Raw genomic sequence first — 19,491 nt, forward strand, 5'->3', positions numbered from 1 at the left:
TCGCGGCCACCCTGCCGATTTTTCTTGGGGTTTCAACCGGTTCGGCGTTCTACGATGCCGCCATGACCGAGCGGAGAGCGGCGCTGATCGTCAACCCTGCTGCCGGCCACGCGGGCGATTCGGTCGAGTCGCTGCCTGCCCGGCTCCAGCGCGAGTTTGCGCTGAGCGTCTACGAGACGAGCGCGGAGCGCTCTGCCGCCGCCTGCGCCGACGCAGCGCGCCGCGAAGGGGCCTCCCTGGTGATCGCGGCGGGCGGCGACGGGACGATCTCCAGCGTGGCGTCCGCGCTCCTCGGGGCCGATGCGTGCCTGGGTGTCCTGCCGCTGGGAACGGCGAACTCGATCGCGCACTCCCTGGGAATCCCGGCCGACCTGGAGGGGGCGATCGACGTGCTCGTCCACGGTGAGCCGACGCGCATCGACGCCGCCCGCGCCAACGGGAAGACCATGATCCTGCTCTCGGCGGTCGGGCTGCACGCCGACACGGTCGGCGAGACCCCGCAGGACGAGAAGCAGCGCTGGGGTGTGTTCGCGTACATCCGCACCGGGCTGAGAAAGCTGATGAGCCTCGAGCCGTTCGTGGTCGAGATCGAGACCGAGGATCAGCGGATCCACTGCCGTGCGGTCGCGGTGACCGTCGCGAACATGGCGCCTCCGCGCACGGTGCTGGCGCAGGGGCCGCCCGTCCTGTCCCCCGACGACGGGCGGCTCGACCTGACCATCGTGTCGGCCACGACGCTGGTGGAGGCGGTCGCGACCGGACTGCACCTCCTGAGGACCGCGATCGACGGCGAGCCGGCCGAGCGCGACAACATAGGTTTCCTCGCCGCCCGGCGGGTCTGCATCACGACCGATCCGCCCCAGAACGTGCTCATCGACGGCGAGGAGGCCGGGACGACGCCGCTCGTGGTGGAGTGCCTCCCGCGCGCCCTGACGGTCATGGCGCCCCGCCGCGAGGAGGCCCGTGAAGCGCCGCCCGCCGCGGAGGTCGAGGTGAAGCTCGCGGGGTTGCCAGAGCTCGAGGTCGAGCCGAAGCCGTGAGGCGCGCTCGGGCCGCGAAAGCCCGAGGAAGACCCAGACGACCACGATCCGGCGTCGCGTCGCGGCGAGCAGCATCGTGACGGCCTCGTCAGGGGGGGAACCGGAGCCGCCCGGCGTAAGGAAACGTGGTTCTGCCGCGGCAGGGCTCGATTCTTGACCTTTCATCGGGAGCGCAGAGGAATGCGAACGACGTTCTGGGCTTGTGTGGTGGGGGTGTGCTTGGCTTGCGGCCTCTCGGGGCTGGGCTGCGGGGGAGACGACGACGGGGCGACGCCCGGCGACTCGGCGGGTTCGGCGGGAGGCGGGGGCTCCGGGGCCGCGTCCTGCTCCGGACTCGACACGTCGGCGCTCGTCAGCGAGCTCTCGCCCGCGGAGGTCGAGCAGGCGTGCAAGGGGTATCGCCGCTGCAGCGCCGAGCAGGTGACCGTCGAGTACGTCTGCCTCATGCAGGGCGTGCTCGGCGCGGCGTACGGGGACGACGCCGGGACCAGCGACGCCGAGCTGCAGGCGAAGTGCTCCGAGCTGGTCGAGGGGTGCATGGCCGACCCGAGCCAGGCAGAGCAGCTTTTAGAGCAGGCCCTCATGGAGGTCGACGCAAAGCCCTGCGGCCAACCGACGCAGTGCACGGCCACGATCGCGGAGATCGACGCCTGCGCCGCCGAGGTGCGAGCGTACACGCGCGATGTGCTCCCCGCGTGCAGCGCGCTCACCATGGCGTTTTACGAGCAATCCGACGAGGACCCCGCCGTGCTCGATGGGGCCTGCAGCAAGCTCAACGTCGGCTGCCTCCCGCTCCTCCTGACGCCGAGCGATGATTGACCGGAATTGACGGGAATTGACTGGAAGGCGCGCGTCCCGGACCGCTGCGCTCCCTGCCGCGGTACAGATGGCCGCTCTGGATCGCGGCGCCGCCCCGGCAGAGCGGCCTGCCCACGCCTTTTCCCGTCTGTCCCAACGTGATGGACGCGATGGACGTGATAGACGTGCGCCATGAGGCTGACCGAGCGAGCCATCGAGCTGCCGGCGCTCGCGAGCGCCCACTCGCATGCTTTCCAGCGCGGGATGCGCGGTGAGGCGCAGCGGCCGGGGCCGTCGGGGGCGGACGACTTCTGGTCGTGGCGCAGCGCCATGTACGCGCTCGCCGAGTCGCTCACGCCGGAGTCCATTCATGCGATCTCGAAGGTGGCTTATCGCGAGCTCCGCGCAGCGGGCGTGCGCACGGTCGGCGAGTTTCATTACGTGCACCACCAGCCGGGCGGCGCGCCCTACGCGGATCGCACGGTCCTCGCGGACGCGGTGATCGAGGCCGCGCGCGAGGAGGGCCTCCGGATCGCGCTCCTCCGGGTCGTCTACGCGCGCGCCGGCGCGGGCAGGGCGCCCGAGGGGGCGCAGCGGCGGTTCTCGGACGCCTCGCTCGACGCGGCGCTCGCGGACGTCGAGGCGCTCCGGGCGCGCTACGCGGGCTGCGAGGACGTGCGCGTCGGCGTGGCGCCCCACAGCGTGCGCGCCGTGCCCCCGGCGTGGCTCGGCGAGATCGCGCGGTACGCCGCGGAGCGCGGGCTCATGGTGCACATGCACGTGGCCGAGCAGCCGGCCGAGATCGAGGCGTGCCTCGCCGAGACGGGCCGGCGGCCGGTGGAGCTCCTGGCCGAGCGCGGGGTCCTCGGCGAGCGCTTCGTGGCGGTGCACGCGACGCACCTCGCGCCGCACGAGCCAGCGCTGCTCGGCGCGGCGAGGGCGTTCGCGTGCCTGTGCCCGACGACCGAGCGCGACCTCGGCGACGGATTGCCCGACGTGGGCGCGCTGCGCGCGGCGGGCGCGCGGCTGTGCGTCGGGATCGACAGCCACGTGATCACCGATCCGTTCGAGGACATGCGCGGCGTCGAGCTCGGCGAGCGGCTGCGGACGGGCCGCCGCGTGACGCTGCGGGGCGAGGGCGGGGCGACGCCCGCCGAGGCGCTCTGGGAGATCGGCTCGCAGCGGGGGGCGGAGGCGTGCGGGTTCGCGGATCCCGGCGGCAGCATCTCGGTGCGCCGGGACGCGCCGGCGCTCGCGATGGTGCGGGAGGAGCGGCTGCTCGACGCGGTGGTGTACAGCGGGAGCCCTTCGATCGTGGAGGGGAGCCCCGCGCCCTCGGGCCCGCCTGCGCATTGACCGAGGCGAGGCGCCGGCTCGCCTCGGCGCCGGGGATCGAGGCAGGCCCGGGCCGAGCGGGCGAGCGTGAAGCGCGCTCACACGGGGTGGTGGCGTGGTTTGTGAGGAGCCGTTCCCCCGCGTCTCGCCTGCATCATGCATGGGAAACGAACGGCGAAGGAAGGAATGGCTCGACTGGATGCCCCTGGCGGCGCTGCTGCCGATCGGCGTCGTCTTGCTCCTGAGCCTCCACGAGATCCAGGACGTCCATCGCAGGAACATCGCGGCGACCCTGCAGGCGGTGCTCTCGACGACCCGCGAAGGGCTCTTGACCTGGGCGCGGCAGGCGAAGGGCGCCGCGGGGTTCTGGGCGAACGAGCCGAGGATACGGCGCGCGGTCGCGGCCCAGGTCGAGGTGCGCCGCAGCGAACGCTCGCTCCGCGATAGCCCGTACCTCCAGGATCTGCGGCTGGAGCTGGAGAACGTCGTCGAGCGGGAACAGTGCCTCGGCTTCGACGTCATCGCGCTGGATGGCACCCACATCGCCTCGGATCGCGATGAGCTCCTCGCCACCAGGACGCTGAGCGTCCACGACCCGGACACCATCGCCGCGGCCCTGCGCGGCTCGACGGTCATGGGTACTCCCTTCGCCATGCGGTCTACCGTCATCGGAAGGGTCACCCCCGTCCTCGTGGTCGCGGCGCCGGTGCGCTCCGTCGTCGGGGAAGGGGAGATCATCGCGGCGCTCGCCTTCCGCATCGATCCCGGGAAGGAGCTGACGCAGATCGCCCATCGCGGACAGGTCGGCGCGTCAGGGGAGACCTACGCGTTCGACAGGCACGGTCGTGCCGTCACGGAGCTCAGGTTCGCCCAGAACCTCCGCGACATGGGCCTCCTGGCGGCCGGCGAGCGCACGAGCCTCAACGTGGAGATACGCGACCCCGGGGGCGAAGCGCCGGACGGCTCCGCGCGCCCCTTGCCTCGCATGGAGCAGCCGCTCACGCGCATGGCGACCAGCGCCGTTGCGGGGATCGCCGGGGTCGACGTCGAGGGATACCGCGATTATCGCGGCGTCCCGGTCGTCGGCTCGTGGCTGTGGGATCAGGAGCTCGAGCTCGGCCTCGCGACCGAGATCGACAAGGACGATGCCTATGGCGTGTATGTCGTGACGCGCCGTGTGGTCCTCACGGCCTGCGGCGTGATGATGCTCGCCACGCTCGTCCTGACGATCCTGCTGCAGCGGCGCGCGAAGGACCTGGCCACCGGCGTGCGGCGCGAGAAGGAGCTGCGCAGGGAGCTCGAGGATCGCGTCCGTCGCCTGGAGTGCGCGGAGGCGGAGCTCAAGGACGCCATCCGCGTCCGCGAGGAGTTCCTGCGGTTCGCCTCGCACGAGCTGCGCACGCCGCTGACGAGCCTGCGGCTCCTGTACGAGCACATGCTGCGATCGCGATCGCAGCCCCTCATGGCGACGCTGGGCTCGAAGGACATCAGCCGATTCTTGAAGGTGTCCTCGCGGGAGCTCGCCCGGATCACGCAGGTCATCAACAACATGTTCGTCGTCGCGAGCTTCGCGACCGGCCCGCCGGCGCTGAACCTGGAGAGGACGGAGATCAACGAGATCGTGCGCAGGACCGCCCGGCAGGTGACAGAGCAGCTCGAGGCCGACGGGTGTTCCCTGGAGCTCCAGCTCGATCGATCCGTGTTTGGCTACTGGGACGACGCGCGCGTCGAGCAGGTCATCACGAACCTGCTGTCGAACGCGTCGCGGCACGGCGCTGGACAGCCGATCACGCTGTCGGTCGTCCGGCAGGGCGGCTTTGCGGTGATCTCCGTGCACGATCGCGGCGTCGGCATCACGCCGGAGCAGCGGGACAGGCTCTTCGAGCCGTTCCGGTGGACACCGGAGGCGCACAGCGGGCTCGGCGTCGGGCTCTACGTCTGCCGGTTGATCGTATGGGCGCACGGCGGAGAGATCCTGGTCGACAGCGAGCCAGGCCAGGGCACGACGTTCCGCGTCCGGCTGCCGCTGCCTCCGGAGATCGAGGGAGGCGACGCCGCTCTGGTGCCCGAGAGCGAGCGGAGGGCGGCGGCGGAACGGCGCAACGGACAGACGGAGTAGGGGAGTCGCGGGCGCTCATCCCATCGCGCCCGCGATGAGCTGCGCCGCCCTCAGGAGGACCGCCACGACCGCCCCGACGTTCCACGCGCGCGCGAGCCACCACTGCACCTCGGCGCCGTTGATCCACGGCGGCACCCACGCCGGCGGCGCCAGCAGATCGGCGACGGTGAGGACCCGCTCGCGCTCCTGCGCCGCGCGGTAGCCGCCCTCGCCGCCGCGGACGTGCTCCTCCGCCCGCACGAGGGCGAGGAGCCGCGCGCCGCGCCCCTCCGGGAGCAGCGCCGCGCCCGCGCGCAGCGCCTCCGGCGTCGCGGGCAGCTCGACGGCCCGGCCGCGCTGCGTGAGGCGGAGCGCGCCGTCCCCCGCGCGCTCGACCCGCCCCCGGACCCAGCCCTCGGAGCGCTCGCCGCGGAGCACCGACGAGAGCGACGCGAGCTCGGGATCGGGGCCCAGCCGGGGCGCGCGCTCCCCCGGGAGGACGCGCGCGGCGAGGAGCCAGAGGGCGATCGGGAGCACCGACAGGAATGGATTCAGGGCGAGCAGGCTGGTCACGCCCGCCACCCCGTCGAGCACCGGCAGGGCGAGCACGCCCGCGCCGGCGAAGGCGCCCACGGCGATCGTCGCGCCGAACCCGCCGACCACGCCGACGGCGACGTTGCCGATCGCGACGACGCCGACGGCGACGTTGCCGATCGCGATGAAGCCGCGCGCGACGTTGCCGATCGCGATGAAGCCCGTGACGACGTTGCCGAACACGAGGAACCCGTTCGCGATGTTGCCGGCGTCGACCCAGCGCGCGCGCTCCGCGGCGCTCGCCTCGCCTCCGCCCCGGAGCGGCCAGCTCATTCCGTCACCTCGAACGAGGTGCGGCCGACGAGCTGGCCGTCCTCGGTCTCGACATCCACCGTCCAGCGCCCTGCCAGGCGGCGCGGCAGGCTCCCGCCCACGAGCTGCGACTTGAGCCGCACCGCGCCCTCCGGCCCGGGCACCCGCAGCGTCTCCTCGGGCGCGCGGAGGACCTCGCGCCCCTCGCGCCGCCAGACGTGGAGCAGGCGATCGCCGTCGCCGCCCGGCACCACCACGTCGGTCACCGCGCGGAGCTCGCGGATCACAGAAAAATGAAGTGATTTCACGGACATGGCGAGACGTCCGTCCGGGAGCACCGAGGGGCCCACGGCCGCGGAGGACAGGTGCATCGGGACGGGCGGGATGAGCTCGCGCGTCCCGTAGGCGAGCCCGACCCCGGCGGCCGTCGCGACGACGAGGAACACGGCGCCCATCCGGCTCCAGAGGGCCCCGAACGGCAGGTGCAGCGTGCAGAAGCCGAGCACGGACACGAGGGCGGCGGAGAGCAGCGTGTACAGCGTGCGGGTGTCGGGGAGGAGCGCGGGGATGACGAGGTTCAGGCACGCGAACAGCGTCACCCCGTAGAACACCGAGGCGAGGGTCTTCCAGCGCATGAGCACGCGGTCGAAGACGAGATCGAGCGTCGAGAGCACCGCGCAGGCGGCGAGGAGGAGGACGAACCACCGGTTCGGCGCGTCCAGGCTGGCGCTCTTCCAGTAGAACGGGAGGAGGAAGAAGAGCATGCCCTGATAGAGGTTCTTCAGGACATAGGTCATCACGAGGAAGCGCAGCCGGGCGCCGCGCCACGCCGTCGCGAAGTCCTGGCGGGCGCCGGTGCCGAAGAGCCGGAAGAAGAGGAGCACGAGCAGCCAGGCGACGCTGACCGTGACCGCGAGGAAGCGCGCGTGCTGGAACCCCTTCTGCGCGAAGGTCACCACGAAGGCGCCGAGGCTGAGCGCATACGCGGTGTGCAGCCACCAGAGCTTCTTGTGGTGGCGCTTGAGGAAGGCGCGGGCGGACGATCGGAGGTCCCCGGGCTTGTCCTCGTCCTCGGCGTTCAGGTCGACGTAGGACGCCTTGGGCTCGGCCTTGACGGTGGGCGCGTTGTCCTCGTCCGCTGCCGCGCCGCGCGCTGGCCGCTCGGGCATCTTGAGCGTGCGGTCGTCGTGCTCCCCGCCCGGGGTGCTGGCCCTGGGCGGCATGCGCAGGGTGGCCTCGTCCCCGGCCTGAACGCCGGCCCTGGGCGGCATGCGCAGGGTGGCCTCGTCCCCGGCCTGGGCGCCGGCCCTGGGCGGCATGCGCAGGGTGGCCTCGTCGGTCGCCGGGGGCCGGGCCTGTCCGGCCGCGTGGGGAGGGGCGTGGCCCGGCGAGCGATCGGGCTCGTCGCCAGGCATGTACATGATCGTGGGCGCCTCTCCGAAGGCCTCCGGGACGCGCGTCTTGTGGACCGGCGCCGTGGCGCTGGAAGGCGGCGGCGACGGCAGCGAGGGCGCGTTCGCGTGGGCCCCGGGGGCCGGGGCGTCAGGGGAGCGCGGCGCGTGCTGTTTCATGTCCGGCCCGCAGCGTACCCGACGGGCGGTCCACCTTCGAGCGCCGCACGAGCGGGCCGGCGCGGCCGGCGCTCGGGGGCGCGCAGGGCGGCGAGCGCCTGGACGGGGCGCGTGGCGTCGTCCTGAACAACCCCCTCATGGGTCGGCATCTTGCCGGGAAACTGAACAGGGAGACGGTGAGATCGTCGGGATCTTACTCCCCGTCTCCCCGCCTCCCTGTGAATTCTCCCCCCGAAAAATTCGAGGGGATGCTCCAGGTGCCCGTCGTTGCTCCGTTCAGGGACGGCTGTCGGCCGAAACGATGCTCAGGGCTCGGCGCTCACTCGATCGAGACCTTCACATCGGCGCTGCCGCTGCTTTGATAGCCTTCCACGACCAGCGAGACCTCATAGAAGGTCCCGAGGGTCAGCCCCTGCTTCCCCCACGCGTCGAAGTGGTTGCCGACAGTGATGGTTCCGCTCGTGCGCTTCTGCTGCCGGACGCTCCAGAACTGATAGAAAGTCGCCGTGCCATCGATGGAAGGTTGGTTGACTCGCTGGGTCTTGTAGATGTCGTAGGTACCTCCGTCGCTGGAGACGGTGCCCACGTGCCCTTCTCCGCCCGGCGGACGCCAGTTGCCCCAGCTATCGATGATGTAATACTCGATGAGCGGGCTCCTCGTCCACCCGTAGACGCCCAGGTAGGAATTGCCGTTTGGCCGGTAGTCGGCCTCGTAGGTAACGACATTGTTCTTCCCGCCCGGCCTCACGCCTTTACGGCCCAGCAGGTTGTTGATGTTGCTCCAGTTCACGCTGAAGCCATCCGCCGTGTTGAGCAGGCACCCGTCTCCTCGGTCCTTCCAGTATTCGAAGGTGAGCCCGCAATGGGTGCCTGTCCTGTCGCTGCAGACCTCCAGGTCGGCTTCCGTGCACCGGGTGGGCGTGCCGGTCCCCGTCGAGGCCGTGGTGCTCGCGCTCGTGCTGCTCGCGGTGGAGCTGCTCGTTGTCGAGCTGCTCGTTGTCGTGCTGCCCGCGGTCGAGCTGCTCGTTGTCGTGCTGCCCGCACCCCCGGACCCGTCCGAGCCCCCGGTCCCGCTCGTGGTCGACCCGCCCGGGCCCGCCGTGCTGCCGGTGGTGCCGGTGCTGCCCGAGGTCACGCCGCCCGGGCCCGCGGTGCTGCCGGTGGTGCCGGCGCTGCCCGAGGTCACGCCGCCCGTCCCGGACGAGCTGCCACCCGCCCCGGTGTCTTCTGCAGAGGAATCGTCCGGCCCCGCGCACCCCACAGCGATGAATCCCAGGGCGATAGTAAAATGTTTTAACAAAGTTAAATTCACAGATCCTCCTTGGCGAAATGAGTCAATTCCCTGTAGCCGATCTCGTGATCATGGCTAGCATCTGGGCTCGGTGGCGACAACGGCCCGTAGAGCCATTCCAGCCGCTGGTCCACGGCCCGCCTCAGGCTCGACCCGGCCGAGCAGCGGACGAGGTCGCACGACCGCCCCCGGTACCGTGGGTTTGCCAACAGCCGCCGAGGCAAGCGTCTCCCCCCGTCACCCTGGCTCCCTGACGCGCTGGCTCCCTGACGCGCCGAGTCGCGTGAAACAGCGCAAGAGAACTACATGAGGGCGGGAATGTGGGAACGGCTCGGGTCCCATCTTCCACGCTCCGCGCCGTCATGCTCTACTGTTGCCGTTCTCGGGAAGACGCTGCCTGTTCGGCGCCCTGTCCGGCCGGACAGGGCATCGACCACCTGAGAGCTGTTGAGACCTCTCACCGTGGAGCGACCGGGAGGCGCCGGTGCTCGGGGACGGCCCCATGATGACCAGGACCTCGAGAACCTCGTCCCTCCTCGCGATCACCCTGGTCCTCGTATCGGGCTGCGGTCGTGATTCGGCGGCTCCCTCGGACGAGGCCGGGTCGAGCGGTGGAAGCGGCGGCGCGCCCTCGACCGGAGCAGGAGGAGCGGCGGGCTCGGGCGGGGCGCCGGCGGGCTCGGGCGGGGCGCCGGCGGGCTCCGGTGGGGCAGGGGCGGCGAGCGCGGCTTCGACCAGCGGCGGCTCGTCGGGCGCGAGCGGGGGCTCACCGAGCGAGCCTCGCCCCACGGTGACGGCCGCTCCGGGCACGGAGCTCGTCCGGGTCGACACGAACGTGATGCACCAATCCTTCGAGGGCTGGGGCACGAGCTTGTGCTGGTGGGCCGATCACGTGGGCGGATGGCAGGAAGCCAAGCGCAACGCCGTGGTCGAAGCGGTCGTCGATCCGGTGAATGGCCTCGGCTACAACGTGTTCCGCTACAACATCGGCGGCGGGGAGAACCCGTCCCACGAGCACATGAAGGAGCACCGCGAGATGCCTGGATTCCAGAGCGCCGACGGGACCTTCACGTGGGCGAACGACGCCAGGCAGCGCGCCATCCTCCTGCGCATCGCGGAGCGCGGAGCGGATCTGATCTTCGAGGCGTTCTCCAACTCTCCCCCCTACTGGATGACGAACAGCGGTTGCGCCTCGGGCAGCAGCAACGGCAAAGACAACCTCAAAGCGGACCATTACGACGACTTCGCCCACTACCTCACGGAGGTCGTCCGTCACTACAGGGACGAGCACGGGATCACCTTTCGCACGCTGGAGCCGCTGAACGAGCCTTTTGCCGACTGGTGGAAATCGAACGGCTCCCAGGAAGGATGCCACTTCGACCGGGCGAGCCAGGAGAAGATCATCCAGGAGGTGGCCAGGCAGCTGACCAGCAAGGGCCTCGGCGAGACGGTGGTCAGCGCGTCGGACGAGAACAGCATGGATGACGCCGTCCGGAACATCGGCGCCTTCGGCGCGGGGACGCTCGCCGCCTTTCAGCAGCTCAACGTCCACTCCTACGCGGGCAGCCAGCGCAGCGAGCTCCGGCAGCTCGCGACCAGGCTCGGCAAGCGGCTGTGGCAATCGGAATCGGGGCCGCTCGGGCAGAGCATCAGCGACGACACGGACGCGGCGCTGTTCATGGCGGAGCGCATCATCGACGATCTGCGCGAGCTGAAGCCGGAGGCCTGGGTGGACTGGCAGTCGGGCGATCCGTCGCGCAGCTGGGCGAGCTTCACGCTGAACGACCGCGAGCAGTCCTTCGCTCCCATCAAGCGCTTCTACATGCATGCCGGCTTCAGCCGCTACATCCGGCCCGGCGCGCGCTTCGTCGACGTCGATAGCGAGGACATGGTGGCCGCGGTCAGCGCCGACGGGGGCTCTCTCTCGCTCGTGGTCCGCAACGGTGATCGCAACGCGAGCCGCGGCTACACGCTCGATCTCACCCGGCTCCCCACGGTCGGTCCCGCCGCGGAGGTGCACCGCACCTCGCGCACGGAGGACCTCGATCGGCTCCCCGACATGGCGATCGAAGACTATCGCCTGGTGGTCACGGTCCCGGCCTTTTCCGTCACCACCTTCGTCATCCCGATGCCCTGATTTCCCCTGGAGCGACATCCATGATCGAGCGTCGGACCGTTCGCTTCACGACCCTGTGCGTCGGCGCGTTGTGCGGGGCGCTCATGGGCTGCAGCGAGCGAGGCCCCGCGGCAGAGGCCGATGCGCCGCGCCTCACCGGTGGAGCTGGAGGCGGCGGGGCCCATCTCGACGTTTTCGGTGCTCAGCGCACCGGAGTGCGCTTCCGCGCCGAAAACGCCGATCTGGACCCGTCTCCTGTGCGGGTGACCGCCGCTCTGCGCCGCTCGTACCAGGGGCGGGTGGGAACCGCTCTAGGTCGCCAAGGCTGCCGGTCTGAACCGTTCCCCAGGCCACCGGTCCGTACCGTCAATCGACCGGATAGCCCCGCCACATCCAGCGCAGCGTGTCGGGGAGCGTCTGCTTGAGCACCCTCCCGTCGCAGTGGCTGGCGCCCTTCGCGTAGACGAAGCGGTAATGATACCCCTTCTCCTTGAGGATCGCCGCCACGCGCTGGTTCGCCATCACCCAGTTGTGGTGGCTGGCTTCATCCCTGGTGCTGCCGAGGTCGTTCTCGCCGACCTGCAGGAAGACGCGCAACGGCTTGACCGGGTTATCCCGGATGAGCCCCTCCGTGTACTCCCAGGCGCCGTCGGGATACTCGGCCTCGGTGGGCGCGCGGGGGTTCTGCTGGTCGACGAACGTGCCGGAGTAGGTGACGATCTTGCGGTAGGTGTCGTGGCCGAACCAGCCCATGGTCAGCGCCGCCGCCCCGCCCGAGCTGCATCCGTACGTGGCGCGGCCGTCCGGGTTGCTCGTGAACTTCAGGTTGGGGTACGCGGCGTGGACGGCTTGGTCGTTCTTGACCGCCTCAAGGAGCTCCGTATCCACGAACCTCTGATAGGCGTCCGACATGGTGTCGTATTCGAGCCCCCGCTCGCTGCCGTACGAGTCGCCCCCTCCGTTCGCGGCGAAGATCGCGATGACGCTCGGGAAACGGTTGCTCGGATCCGCGACGAAGTTGTTGATCGTGTTGATGATCTCGTCCCTGTTGGTCGCGTCCTGGACGACCATGAACGGCGCCTCCGCGCCGTCGACGTACGTCGCGGGGATCGCGACCTCCACGCGGCGGTTGAAATCCCCCTTGGCGTTGTCGTTCAAGGTCGGATCGTGGCCGGTGAAGATTTCGCTCTCCCGGGACGAGAGGGAGAACGTGAACGTCCGCCCCCGGGGAACGCCGTCGATCCTCTTGATCTCCGGGGCGTCCTGGTAGTTAGGCCCGATCTCGAAATCGCCGTCGCCTTCGGTGCCGACCGGATCGACCGTCCCGCCCTGTCCTCCCCCGCCGCTCGGGTTCGGGTCGTCCGTGCCGCCCGCGCCCGAGGTGCTGCTGCTGCTCGAAGGGCTGCTGCTGCTGCTCGAAGAACTGCTGCTGCTGCTGCTGCTCGAAGCGCTGCTGCTTCCTTTTCCTCCGCTGCCGCCCGAGCCGTCGGCGGCGTCGTCGGACCCGCAAGCAGCGATTGAAAGCGCGACAAGGAGCGAGATACTGCATGGGATCGAGCGGGTCATGGATCCTCCTGAGATTGGGTTGCCGCCCGCCATCGGCGTGTGCGGCACGGACGTCGGGCCGTGGCGCTCGCGCGCCGGTCGGCGGACGTGAAGCCGATCGTGACGTTCGCGTGAGCGCGCAGGCGTTGCGAGGCAGCGCGGGTGACCGTCGGCGAGCTACTCGGTGGTGAACCGGAAGACGGCCGTCTGCGCGTAGCGCTGGCCGGGCTTGAGGATGACCTCGTTCTTCCAGGCCGGGACGTTGATCGAGTTCGGGAACTTCTGCGGCTCGAGGCACAGGCCGCTGTACTGCTCGTAAACCGCGCCGCCCTTGCCCTTGATCGATCCGTCGAGGTAGTTGCCCGTATAGAACTGGATCCCCGGCTGATCGGCCTCGATCGTCAGCACCCGACCGGTCTTCGGATCCTTGACCCGAGCCGCCTCGCGGAGCTTGTGCGGGTCGCCGCTGATGACGAGGTTGTGGTCGTATCCGACCGGCTTGCCGCCCATGGCTTTCAGGTCCCTGCCGATCGGCTTGGCGGTGGTGAAATCGAGCGGCGTCCCCTTCACCGGCTTGATCTGGCCCGAGGGGATGTCGGTGGCGTCCGGCGGGGTGTAGCTGTCGGCGTGCAGCGTCAGCTCCTGGTCGGCGACGGAGCCCGAGCCGTGCCCTCCCAGGTTCCAGTAGCCGTGGTGGGCCATGTTGACGATCGTTGTCTTGTCGGTCGTCGCCGACATCTCGACCCTGAGCTCGTTCTTGTTGGTGAGCGTGTAGGTCGTGGTCGCGTTGACCGTGCCGGGGTATCCTTCTTCCCCGTCCTTCGATACGTACGTGAGCTTGATGGAGGGGCCGTCCGGCGTCTCGGTCGCTTCCGCGTCCCAGACGACCTTGTCCCAGCCTTTCTTGCCGCCGTGCAGCGTGTGGGCGCCGTTGTTCGCGGAGAGCTTGTAGGTCTTGCCATCGAGCTGGAACTGCGCGTTCTTGATGCGATTGGCCACGCGGCCGACCGTCGACCCGAAGTACGGGCTGCTCTTCAGGTACCCGTCGAGGTTGTCGTGGCCGAGGACGATGTCGCCCATCTTCCCTGTCTTGTCGGGGACGTGGAGCTCGGTCACCGTCGCGCCGTAGGTCATCACCTTCGCGACCAGGCCGTTCGCGTTCGTGAGCGTGTAGAGGATCACCTCTTTGCCATCGGCGTTGCCGAAAGGCGCCTTGGAGACGGAAGCGGGCTTTGCGTTCACGGCTTCACCACCAGGTGGCTCGGATCTGGCGGCCGGGGCCGCTGGAGCGGCGTCCGCCGCGGGGGCCGCCGCCGGCGCAGGCGGCGCTGCCGCAGGGGGCGTGTCGACGGTCTGCGCGCCGCCGCACGCGCCGGCGAGGCACGCCGTCATCGTCAATCCGAACCACGATCTCGTCCTACCCATCGCCATGCTGTTCCCTCCGCCACGATTGTCTCACCTGGATCGGCTCCACCTGAGCGAGCCCAGCGCGGGCGAGCCCCCGCGATCTCGCCATGGCTTGCGTTCACGACACCCGAGCGGAGCCGGCGCAGAGATCGATCCCGGTACAAAGGACCAAGAGTCCGGTGCGCACGACGGCTACCCGGGACAAAGCGAAACGACACCCTGAGACGAAATTGTGAACGTTCACATTCTGCATGTCAACTCAAATGAACTGGCGCGAGGCGAGCCTCGATCCCGAAATTGGAATCCACGTCGAACAATACCGTGGCCCTGCGCCCGCCCTCTTGACGCGCCGCTCCGGAGGAGACTTGCCAGCCATCCGATGTCGAGCTTGGCCGCGGACTGACAGAGCATCGTTGACATCAAAAATGTGAACGAGCACAATGTCGATCTCACCTACCACGTGGCCAGGAACAACGCCGTGGGATTCTCGGTCGTGTTAGTAGAAGGCTGTTCCCTGGCGGAACGTGCGGATCCCGCAGGTTCGCCGGGGCCGCCCGGGTTTACTGGACCTGGATCGTGAACTCGTCCGCGAGGCGGCCGTTCACGTCCTTGAAGTACGCCGTCGCGCGCTTCGGATCCCCGCCGACGTGGAAGCGGATGAACAGGGCGCCATAGGCGGCGGTGCCCGACATGACCACGTTGTTCTTCTTCCACTTGTTGCTGGCGTAGTAGGAGGCCCACCACGTGTCGTCGTCGTGGCTGGCCGCGTCGTAGTCGCGGATGCCGACGCCGGCGAGGCCGGAGACGAACACGAAGTTGCGGCTCGGGCCGAGCTCCACGAGGTCGTAGGCGCCGGTCTTGCCGTGGCCGGTCGCGGCGTTGCCGACGTCGGTCAGGGTCAGCGTGCGCGAGTAGGAGTGCTCGTGGCCGGTCGAGACGATGGCGCCGGCGTTCATGCACTCCTGGTACGCGCTCCAGCCGACCTCGTTGCCCTTGGTGCCGACCTGCATGTCGTTCTGGTTCTTGTGCCAGTTGCAGATGGACCAGATCGAGCTGTCGGCGGCGAGCGAGTCGCGGATGAAGTCCACCTGGTCGGCCGCGTTGGCGGCGCAGGTCGAGCGGAGCTCGCTCGTCCCGATGCAGGACTGGATGATGTGCAGCCCGCGGAAGTTGCACGTCGACTTGACGCCGAGCTCGCCGGTACAGTTCATCGACGGCACGGCCGCGTGGCGAGCCTGGATCTTGCTGGCGTAGCCGCTCGTGCCGCCCCAGGCCGCGGCGTCGTGGTTGCCGATGATCGCGAAATAAGGATAGTTCGCGCCGAGGATGCCGTTGATCCGGTTGTCCCACGCGGTCGGGTTGTTCGCATAGTCGAAGTCACCGTTGTGGATGGTGGCCGCGGCGCCCTCGTTCTTGATCAGGTTGAGCACCGCGTCCGAGTTGCCGTTCGCGCCCTGGTCGCCGATGAAGGCGATCAGGAGATCCGGATCGGTCGGCGTGCCCGCGCCGCCGCCGGGCGAGCCATACGTGATGGTGAGCTTGGGCCGCTGCGCCACGGTGGCGTGCTCCGAGGACGCGAAGTCGATGCCATCGGTGTTCGACGCGCTCGCGATGAGGAGGCCGTCGTTGGAGGTCCCGTCGATCCACGCCTGGACGAGCGCCACGCCGGCCGCGTTCAGCGTGATCGTCCTGGCGCCGGCGCTGCCGGTGACGCTGCCCACGAGGCTTCCGCGATCGGTCGAGCCCATCGCGCCCGCGGTGGCCCACGCCGTCGTGGACGTCGCGTTGTTCCAGGTGACCTGCGACTCGCTCCACGAGCGCTTCACCTCGTAGACGCTGTACGTGTTCGCGGAGCCGTCCGTCACCTGGAGGGTGATTGACGCCGACTGGACGATGCTCCCCGCGGGGATGCCGGAGAGGGTCCATTTCAGCAGGCAAGATTTGTCCACGCCCGAGCCGTCGTCGCCGTCGGCCTCGCACGTGGTGGCTCCGCCGTAGTTCGTGGTGGCGGCGGCCTGCCGGAGGGTCGCGTCGGTCGAGCCGGCGTACGACGAGCTCGGGAGCGACCCCTGCTGGAAGGAGACCGTGGTCAGCGTCTGCCGCGTCTCCAGGACCTCCTCGATGTACTCGTCATTTGCGCCGCAGGCATGGATGACCGCGAGCGCCGGCAGGGCGGCGCAGAGGGCGCCCTTCGATCGTCTCGACCAGCTCGTCTCTCGGTGGTCGTGTGTGCCTGCGTCCTCTCGCGTGCGCGAATTCTGCATGAGTCTGTCTACCCTTTCTCCTGATCTCGAACGTAGGTGTGAGCGAGGCACGGGCAGGTTAATGGAAGTGTTGTTCCGTTATTGGATACAATTCCATGAAGATCGTGTTCCATCTTGGTACGCTCGACTGAGCGTTTGCCTGGCGCCGCGCCTCGCAGGCTCAGCAGAGCCAGTTGCTCGCGATGGCAGCTCAGTAGAGATCGCCGGCGCACCGGAGGGCGAAATTGCCTGATGCGTCCTGCGTGCAGGTCGGTGCGGTGGTGCACTCCCTTTTGTCGCTGCTGCCAGCCGGCTTGACCACATCGATCAGGCAGGCGCAGGAGGGCTCCGGCGCGCAGGCGACGGCGACCGCTTTGCAGGAGCTCTGCGGCGGCAGCCGGAACAGCTCGTCGTGTTGATCCTCGATGGTCTGGCAGTACTCGCTGTCCGATCGGCAGAAGTAGCTTCCGCAGGCGAACGTCCCCGGCGGCGCTGCGCCCGCGCACTCCTCGCCGTTGCCGACGCTCACGCCGGCCCGCGCGGCCTCACAGGCGTTGGCATAGGGGCGCCCGTCGCAGGCGCAGACCTCGCGCGGCGTGGCGGTGTCGCACGCCGTGGGCCGCTCCTGGCAGATACCGTAATTTCCCGGGACGACGCCGCCCTCTCCGCAGTCGCCTGGCGGGTAGTTGCAGTACTGATCCGCGGCGCAGAACGCGCCGCCGCAGGGCCCTCGGGCCGCGCCCGTTCCGTCGTCGCCGCCGTCCCCGCACGCCGCGACGAGCGCCACGAGCGCGCCGAACGCCCCGAGCCCCACGCTCGTCGTCGCGCTGGTGCCCCGTCGCACCGCGCGATGCCTCACCGCACGTCGCACGGCCATGCACGTTGGAAGATCCATGCCGCTCCCTCCTCTCACGTGGCCATCGGACGATCCTGGATGGCCCGTGTCGTTCGGCGGGCGGGAACGTAAAGGAGCTGGACGGGCCAGTGTGCAACAAGTCTGTGTCGGCGAGGGCGCGGCGCTCGGTCGTCGGATCCGCCCGGCGGTTCCCGGGCGCTGACATCACCGTTCGAGACGCTCGAGCGCTGATCTGGAGCGCACATCCCGGGTCGTCGCGTCCGTGGCGTCGCCGCGGTAGTACGTCCCGCGAACCAGATCCCAGAGCGGGAAGGTGACGTTGAAGTTCCACTGTCGCATCAACGACGGCCGGTGGTGCGCGCCGTGGTGGCGCCGGAGCTGTGCCACGACGCGGCTGCGGCCTATCCTACCGTCCGGCGGGAGGTGGTACGAGAGATGGAGACACTCGTACAGCACCATGTACGCCATGCACGTCGCCACGAAGAGCGACGCGAGGTTGCCTTGACCGGCCGCGCTGAGGGCGAGCGCGAGCGGGAGCGTCAGCGCGAAGACGCCCGCGATGCCGTACGACGGGATCAGCACGAAGCCGAGCTCACGCGGTGTGCGGATCGCCATGTCGCGCTCGACGAACACGCGGTGGTGCACCGGCGTGTGCCGGTCGTAGAACGCCTCGAGGAAGCGCCGCCTCCGGTGAAGCAGACCCCGATGCGCCCGCCACTCGACGGCATTGCAAAAGACGAAGAAAAGCGGAATCGCGGCGAGCTCCCAGCCCCGCAGGCCATGCAACCGCGTGAGCGAGAGCGCCGCGAGCCCACACCCGAGGCCGACCGTGCTGGCGAGGTGGAGCCAGGGAGAGTACCACCGTGGCATCGACATGACCCGGCGCCGCCGCAGCTCGGCCCGGCCCGAGTCGTCGAGCGGGGCGGGGTCGGGCGAGCCATTCTGGTCAGACGCGCTCACTGGCCTGCCTCGCGCCCGGTGTCGAACGCCCGGTCCCAGAGCGCGGAGCTCACCCCGAAGCGTGCGCGCGGCGCGGCGTGGTGCCGGAGGTGATGGCGGCGCTGCGCCGGAAGAGGGTGCTCCGCGTCGCCGAGCAGGTGCGCCGCGAGATGGGAGAGCTCATAAAGAAGATAGCCGGCGACGAGCCCGGCCCAGAGCGGCGCGGCGCGAGAGACCCCCGCGGCCGCCGCGGTCGCGCAGAAGCCTGCGGAGAAGGCCCCGAGCGTGGCGGCGGGGGGTTTGGCGATCGGCGTCTGGTCAGGGGCCTCGTGGTGCGCCAGGTGGATACGGGCGCCGAGGAAGGCGAGCGGGTGCTCCGCCGGCAGGTGGAAGAGGAAGCGGTGGAGCAGGTACTCGATCAAGGTCCATCCCGCGAGGCCAGCCGCCCAGAAGAGCGCTCCGGCGAGGGCGCCGCCTCCGCTCCACACGCCGATCCCGAGGAGGATCACCTCGGCTGCCGCGACGACGGCGAGCCGCCGCGCGTCGGCGGGGTCCCGGAACATGGCGCCACGCAGGGTCGACATGCGGCCTGGCCCTCACATGAAGATGCCGTCGACGAGGGTCCAGGGCTCGCGCGTCAGGACGCGCCGGGCGAAGTCGAGGAGGACCGCGTTGAAGTCGCCCCGCGGATAACGCGCGAAGCCGTCGCGCACCGAGGCGGCGTCGAGGTCGTAGCGGCGCACACCGAGGGAGTGGTCCATCCACACCGACTGCCGGAACGCCGTCGATTCAGGGCACAACGCCGGCGTCGGGCGGAGGCGATGGTTGTAGAGGAGGCACTCGTCGGCCACGCGCAGGTCATGCGGGGAGAGCTCGAACGACTTTGCGGCGAAGGCGCGGTGGAACAGCGAGCGGCTGCGCTGCATGTAGTCTCCGCCCTGCTCGTCCGGGCACAGCAGCCCGAGATCATGAATCATCGCCAGCGCGTGGAGCAGGTCGGGATCGGCCTTCTGGCGGCGGCGCTCGAGGAGCAGCATCGTGAAGTGGAATACGCGAAGACAGTGGTTGCGCAGCCCGTCGCCGCGGTAGGGGGAGAGCTCCTCGAAGAGCTCCTGCGCGCGTGCCCCGAGCGCCGAACGCGCTCCGAGGCGATGCGACAGCGCGGCGTCCGGCGTCGGCATGAGCTCGGCCATGATGAGATCCTACCACGGAGCGCGCTGGATCTGGCGCGCAGATCGTCGCCCGTGTCCGAGACTCCAGCTTCCCGTGCCCGGCGGTTCCAGATCGTAGGTAACCCCAGCGTGAGCTGGTCCTCGTCGAGGTAGGCAACGCCGATCGAGTCGTCCCTGCGCTTGGGCGGCCGGCGAGCGCTCCGATCACGCCGTCGTGCGTGCTGACCGCCCGTA

The 19,491-nt window shown here is 69.8% G+C and carries 15 protein-coding genes; 5 read left to right on the plus strand and 10 right to left on the minus strand.

Going from position 1 to position 19,491, the window contains the following annotated elements:
• The first annotated feature begins 17 nt into the window (after positions 1–17).
• The 4 genes from WME73_RS05335 to WME73_RS05350 all read left to right on the plus strand — a co-directional run bounded on the left by WME73_RS05335 (position 18) and on the right by WME73_RS05350 (position 5,292).
• Positions 18–1,040, plus strand: coding sequence for a YegS/Rv2252/BmrU family lipid kinase (locus WME73_RS05335; protein WP_437917351.1), 1,023 nt, complete (start codon positions 18–20; stop codon positions 1,038–1,040).
• A gap of 180 nt (positions 1,041–1,220) precedes the next feature.
• Positions 1,221–1,859, plus strand: coding sequence for a hypothetical protein (locus WME73_RS05340; RefSeq protein ID WP_437914960.1), 639 nt, complete (start codon positions 1,221–1,223; stop codon positions 1,857–1,859).
• A gap of 171 nt (positions 1,860–2,030) precedes the next feature.
• Entirely contained in the window at positions 2,031–3,194 is a 1,164-nt protein-coding gene (locus WME73_RS05345; protein ID WP_437744438.1) for a formimidoylglutamate deiminase, read from the plus strand.
• A gap of 139 nt (positions 3,195–3,333) precedes the next feature.
• Positions 3,334–5,292 carry a sensor histidine kinase gene (locus WME73_RS05350; RefSeq protein ID WP_437744439.1) on the plus strand — a complete coding sequence of 653 codons (1,959 nt, stop codon included), beginning with the start codon at positions 3,334–3,336 and terminating at the stop codon, positions 5,290–5,292.
• 15 nt (positions 5,293–5,307) lie between these two features.
• Here the strand turns inward: WME73_RS05350 and WME73_RS05355 are convergent, their stop codons facing one another.
• The 3 genes from WME73_RS05355 to WME73_RS05365 form a co-directional block, all read right to left on the minus strand.
• Complete coding sequence (locus tag WME73_RS05355; protein WP_437914961.1) at positions 5,308–6,138, minus strand: hypothetical protein; 831 nt, start codon at positions 6,136–6,138, stop codon at positions 5,308–5,310.
• The gene (locus WME73_RS05360) at positions 6,135–7,688 is read right to left on the minus strand and encodes a DUF5924 family protein (RefSeq protein ID WP_437914962.1); all 1,554 of its coding nucleotides are present in this window, start codon (positions 7,686–7,688) and stop codon (positions 6,135–6,137) included. Before WME73_RS05360 ends, WME73_RS05355 begins: the two co-directional genes overlap by 4 nt.
• 319 nt (positions 7,689–8,007) lie before the next feature.
• Complete coding sequence (locus WME73_RS05365; protein WP_437914963.1) at positions 8,008–8,874, minus strand: glycoside hydrolase family 11 protein; 867 nt, start codon at positions 8,872–8,874, stop codon at positions 8,008–8,010.
• A 607-nt stretch (positions 8,875–9,481) separates the two neighbouring features.
• Between WME73_RS05365 and WME73_RS05370 the strand changes: the two genes are divergently transcribed.
• The gene (locus WME73_RS05370; RefSeq protein ID WP_437744443.1) at positions 9,482–11,116 is read left to right on the plus strand and encodes a glycoside hydrolase family 30 protein; all 1,635 of its coding nucleotides are present in this window, start codon (positions 9,482–9,484) and stop codon (positions 11,114–11,116) included.
• A 345-nt stretch (positions 11,117–11,461) separates the two neighbouring features.
• Here WME73_RS05370 and WME73_RS05375 read toward each other — a convergent pair whose 3' ends face one another.
• The 7 genes from WME73_RS05375 to WME73_RS05405 form a co-directional block, all read right to left on the minus strand.
• Positions 11,462–12,661: an alpha/beta hydrolase gene (locus tag WME73_RS05375; RefSeq protein ID WP_437914964.1), complete on the minus strand. Its 1,200-nt coding sequence runs from the start codon at positions 12,659–12,661 to the stop codon at positions 11,462–11,464.
• Positions 12,662–12,817: 156 nt separating this feature from the next.
• Positions 12,818–14,032, minus strand: coding sequence for an aldose epimerase family protein (locus WME73_RS05380; RefSeq protein WP_437744445.1), 1,215 nt, complete (start codon positions 14,030–14,032; stop codon positions 12,818–12,820).
• Positions 14,033–14,607: 575 nt separating this feature from the next.
• On the minus strand, positions 14,608–16,311 hold the full coding sequence (locus WME73_RS05385) for a DNRLRE domain-containing protein (RefSeq protein WP_437914965.1): 1,704 nt from the start codon (positions 16,309–16,311) through the stop codon (positions 14,608–14,610).
• Between the two features lie 190 nt (positions 16,312–16,501).
• On the minus strand, positions 16,502–17,185 hold the full coding sequence (locus tag WME73_RS05390; protein WP_437914966.1) for a hypothetical protein: 684 nt from the start codon (positions 17,183–17,185) through the stop codon (positions 16,502–16,504).
• A 165-nt stretch (positions 17,186–17,350) separates the two neighbouring features.
• A complete protein-coding gene (locus tag WME73_RS05395; RefSeq protein WP_437914967.1) occupies positions 17,351–18,106 on the minus strand; it encodes a sterol desaturase family protein in 756 nt (251 codons plus the stop codon).
• Positions 18,103–18,669, minus strand: a complete 567-nt coding sequence (locus WME73_RS05400) for a sterol desaturase family protein (protein WP_437914968.1) — start codon at positions 18,667–18,669, stop codon at positions 18,103–18,105. The genes WME73_RS05395 and WME73_RS05400 overlap by 4 nt, the downstream gene beginning before the upstream one ends.
• A 12-nt stretch (positions 18,670–18,681) precedes the next feature.
• Positions 18,682–19,278: a hypothetical protein gene (locus WME73_RS05405; protein ID WP_437914969.1), complete on the minus strand. Its 597-nt coding sequence runs from the start codon at positions 19,276–19,278 to the stop codon at positions 18,682–18,684.
• Between the last annotated feature and the right edge of the window lie 213 nt (positions 19,279–19,491).

It is taken from the genome of Sorangium sp. So ce302 (assembly GCF_051530145.1).
In the GTDB taxonomy this organism is placed as follows: Bacteria; Myxococcota_A; Polyangia; order Polyangiales; family Polyangiaceae; genus Sorangium; species Sorangium cellulosum_B.